4 protein-coding genes and 1 pseudogene are annotated in these 3,945 nt (G+C 69.2%); 3 read left to right on the top strand and 2 right to left on the bottom strand.

The window, feature by feature from the left end; all coding sequences use genetic code 11:
• Nucleotides 1-306: 306 nt before the first annotated feature.
• A pseudogene (locus tag AC2VNT_RS15010) lies at nt 307-447 on the bottom strand (IS1380 family transposase); the annotation flags it as partial.
• A 7-nt stretch (nt 448-454) separates the two neighbouring features.
• Entirely contained in the window at nt 455-772 is a 318-nt protein-coding gene (locus AC2VNT_RS15015) for a hypothetical protein (protein WP_486947613.1), read from the bottom strand.
• Between the two features lie 60 nt (nt 773-832).
• Here AC2VNT_RS15015 and hisN point away from each other — a divergent pair, with 60 nt between their 5' ends.
• The 3 genes from hisN to AC2VNT_RS15030 form a co-directional block, all read left to right on the top strand.
• Nucleotides 833-1,624 carry a histidinol-phosphatase gene (gene hisN / locus AC2VNT_RS15020; RefSeq protein ID WP_486947614.1) on the top strand — a complete coding sequence of 264 codons (792 nt, stop codon included), beginning with the start codon at nt 833-835 and terminating at the stop codon, nt 1,622-1,624.
• Between the two features lie 114 nt (nt 1,625-1,738).
• Entirely contained in the window at nt 1,739-3,157 is a 1,419-nt protein-coding gene (locus AC2VNT_RS15025) for an acyl-CoA dehydrogenase family protein (RefSeq protein WP_486947615.1), read from the top strand.
• A 39-nt stretch (nt 3,158-3,196) separates the two neighbouring features.
• Nucleotides 3,197-3,945 (top strand): acyl-CoA dehydrogenase family protein (locus AC2VNT_RS15030; RefSeq protein WP_486947616.1); only part of this gene is annotated, 749 nt, incomplete at its 3' end.

A 3,945-nucleotide genomic window follows, 5' to 3' on the forward strand; every position in this document is an offset into this window, starting at 1 on the left:
GGTTTCTTCCGGGACGTCGCAGATGGCAGAGTAGGTGAACACGTGGGATCCTTTGCTGCGGAGCGGGTTTCTTCGTCGAAACCGATCCTTGAGCAAGGACCCCACGCCCCGACCTCACGACACGTCGGAAACTCTAGTCGCGCCAACCCCACACGCCCCAAGTGAGAAAACCTCATTGACGAGTGGGTGGAGTGCTCCGCTGCGCAGTAGTGAGCGGATTCGGTAGTGGGTGAGGTTGTGGAAGCCGAGGGCGTTGCGGCGCAGGGCTACTAGCCTCGATTTTTCGTGCGGCTTGATGGTCGGGGTGTGCAACCAGCCATGGCGTTCCGGTGTGGCACCCGCAGCCCAAGCTCGCGCCCTGGCGTGAGCACGAGCCGACTGGATGCCGGGCAGATGAGCGGCATCGATGCGTTCATCGACCAACCGCCACAGCGTGGTCGTCGAAGCCGACCGGCTAGGACGAGCGGCGCAGGGCGAAGTTGTCCGGGTTCTTCGGCGAGTAGGTCACCGGCAGCAGGTCCCCGATCGCCGGGGCTGCCCCGGACTCGACGGCGATCTGCTGGTAGACCTCGTGCTCGTCCACCGTCGGGCCGTGCAGCAACCCGACGATGGTCACGTACTGCGGCCCTTCGCCATCCGGCCGCGGGCTGACCCCGGTGACCAGCAGCGTGCCCTGTTCGGAGCCGGGCCCGGGCCGGGGATGGAAGATCCACGGAACGGCCGCCACGGCGAGCGCACCGACCAGCAGCAACAGCACCAAGCCGTTCGACATGAGGTAATGGTAGGACCGCGGCAACAGCCCCGGAGCAAAGCAGAGTGAGGAGCGTCGTCGATGGCCGATACCCCCAATGCCGATCTGACGCTGGCGCTTGCGCTGGCCGATCGCGCCGACGCGGTGACCCTGGCCCGGTTCGGCGCATTGGACCTGCGGGTCGACACCAAGCCGGACCTCACCCCGGTCACCGACGCCGACCAGGCGGTGGAGACCGCGCTGCGCGACGCGCTGGCCGCCGAACGCCCCGACGACGACATCCTCGGCGAGGAGTTCGGCGGGACGACGACGTTCACCGGCCGGGAATGGATCATCGACCCGATCGACGGCACCAAGAACTTCGTCCGCGGCGTCCCGGTCTGGGCCACTCTGATCGCGCTGCTGCAGGACGGCGTGCCGACCCTCGGCGTAGTCAGCGCCCCGGCGCTGGACCGGCGCTGGTGGGCGACCGCCGGGTCGGGCGCCTTCGGCTCGGTCGCCGGCGCGCCGGCGCAACGGCTCTCGGTCTCCTCGGTGGCCGATCTGGGATCGGCCAGCCTGTCGTTCGCCGGCTTCTCCGGCTGGGCGGCCCGCGGCCTGCACGACCAGTTCGTCGAGCTGGCCGGCGCCGTCTGGCGGGTGCGCTCCTACGGCGACTTCTGGCAGCACTGCCTGGTCGCCGAGGGCGCGGTGGACGTCGCGATCGAGCCGGCGGTCTCGCCGTGGGACCTAGCCGCCCTCGACATCCTGGTGCGGGAGGCCGGCGGGGCCTTCACCGGCCTGGACGGCTCCCCCGGGCCGCACGGCGGGAGTGCGGTGGCCAGCAACGGGCTGCTGCATGACCAGGTGCTGAGCCGCCTGCAGGATCGATGAGACGTCGGTTACACCGCCTAGACCTTACTCAAAAGTAAGGTACTGTACCTTACCACGGAGTAAGGTAGAGCTATCGTTACTCCGCCGACTTCCCCATCGAGTAAGGCTCCCCAGATGACCGATACCGCCACTTCCCGCAACGGCTCGAAGACTCCCGCCGGGCGAGCCGGCCAGCCAACCGCCGGCGCGCCCGGCAACCGCCGGCGCACCCCGACCGAACTCGGCCTTTCGCTGGTCACGCCGCTGGTCAGCCGGGACTTCCTGGACCGCCTCCACCTGCGCGACGTGCTCAACCGCGGGCTGAACTTCGGTGTCAGGACGGCGTTCTCCGCCGCGGGCGCCTCCACCCGGCAGTTCAAGAAGGTTCAGGGCTTGGGCAAGCCGCCGACCCGGCTCAGCGCCAACGGCGCAAAGCGCACTGACTACTTCGACCTCACCCCCGATGACGAGCAGCAGATGATCGTCGACACCGTCGACGAGTTTGCCGCCGAGGTGCTGCGGCCGGCGGCCCATGACGCCGACGACGCCGCCGACTACCCGAAGGAGCTGATCGGCAAGGCGGCCGAGCTGGGCGTCACCGCAATCAACATCCCGGAGGACTTCGACGGCATCGCCGCACACCGCTCGGCGGTCACCAACGTGCTGGTGGCCGAGGCACTGGCCTACGGCGACATGGGGCTGGCGCTGCCGATCCTGGCGCCCGGCGGGGTGGCCGCCGCCCTGACCCACTGGGGCAGCGCCGACCAGCAGGCCAGCTACCTGCCGGAGTTCGCCGGGGAGAGCGTGCCGCAGGCGTGCGTGGCGATCGCCGAGCCGCACCCGTTGTTCGATCCGACCAGCCTGAAGACCACCGCGGTGCGCACCCCCAGCGGCTACCGGCTGGACGGGGTGAAGTCACTGGTCCCGGCGGCCGCCGCCGCCGAGCTGTTCATCGTCGCGGCCCAACTGAACGGCAAGCCGGCGCTGTTCATCGTCGAGTCGTCGACCGCCGGCCTGAGCGTCCAGGCCGACCCGAGTATGGGTGTGCGGGCCGCCGCACTGGGCCAGGTCCGGCTGGACAAGGTGTCGGTTCCGCTCAGCGCCCGGCTCGGCGAGGACGATCGCAGCGACGCCGACCACGCGGCGGACTACTCCGAGGCGATCGCGCTGTCCCGGCTGGGCTGGGCGGCGCTGGCGGTCGGCACCAGCCACGCGATGCTCGACTACGTGATGCCCTACATCAAGGAACGCGAGGCGTTCGGCGAGCCGGTCGCCCACCGCCAGTCGGTGGCGTTCATGTGCGCCAACATGGCGATCGAGTTCGACGGCCTGCGGTTGATCACCTGGCGCGGGGCGGCCCGCGCCGAGCAGGGTCTGCCGTTCATCCGGGAAGCCGCGCTGGCGAAGCGGTTCGCCACCGACAAGGGCATGCAGATCGGCCTGGACGGCGTGCAGCTGCTCGGCGGACACGGATACACCAAGGAGCACCCGGTCGAGCGCTGGTACCGCGACCTGCGCGCGGTCGGCGTCGCCGAGGGCGTCGTGGTCATCTGACCAGCCATCTGATCACCCATACGAACCGAAAGACCTGACATGGCAATCAATCTGGAACTGCCCAAGAAACTGCAGACCGTCACCGAGATGACGCACGCCGGCGCCGCCGAGATGCTGCGCCCGATCTCCCGCAAGTACGACCTGCTGGAGCGTGAGCACGCCTACCCGGTGGAGCTGGACACCCTGGTCACCCTCTTCGAGGGGATCTCGGACGCCAAGACCTACGCGTTCGCCGGCGCCGAGGCGTTCCGCGACACCGAAGGCAAGCAGGACAACCGCAACGGCGCCAACATGGCCGCGCTGATGCAGGTGCTGGAGATGAGCTGGGGCGACGTCGCGCTGATGCTCTCGGTGCCCTACCAGGGCCTGGGCAACGCCGCCATCTCCGGGGTGGCCACCGACGAGCAGCTGCAGCGCCTGGGCAAGGTGTGGGCGGCGATGGCGATCACCGAGCCGAGCTTCGGCTCCGACTCGGCCGCGGTGTCGACCACGGCGAAGCTGGACGGCGACGAGTACGTGATCAACGGCGAGAAGATCTTCGTCACCGCCGGCTCGCGGTGCACCCACATCGTGGTCTGGGCGACCCTGGACAAGTCGAAGGGCCGGGCGGCGATCAAGTCGTTCATCGTGCCGCGGGAACACCCCGGCGTGACCGTCGAGCGGCTGGAGCGCAAGCTCGGCATCAAGGCCTCCGACACCGCGGTGATCCGGTTCGACAACGCCCGGATCCCGAAGGGAAACCTGCTCGGCAACCCGGAGATCGAGGTCGGCAAGGGTTTTGCCGGGGT

This window comes from Mycobacterium sp. TH-M15, assembly GCF_057473705.1.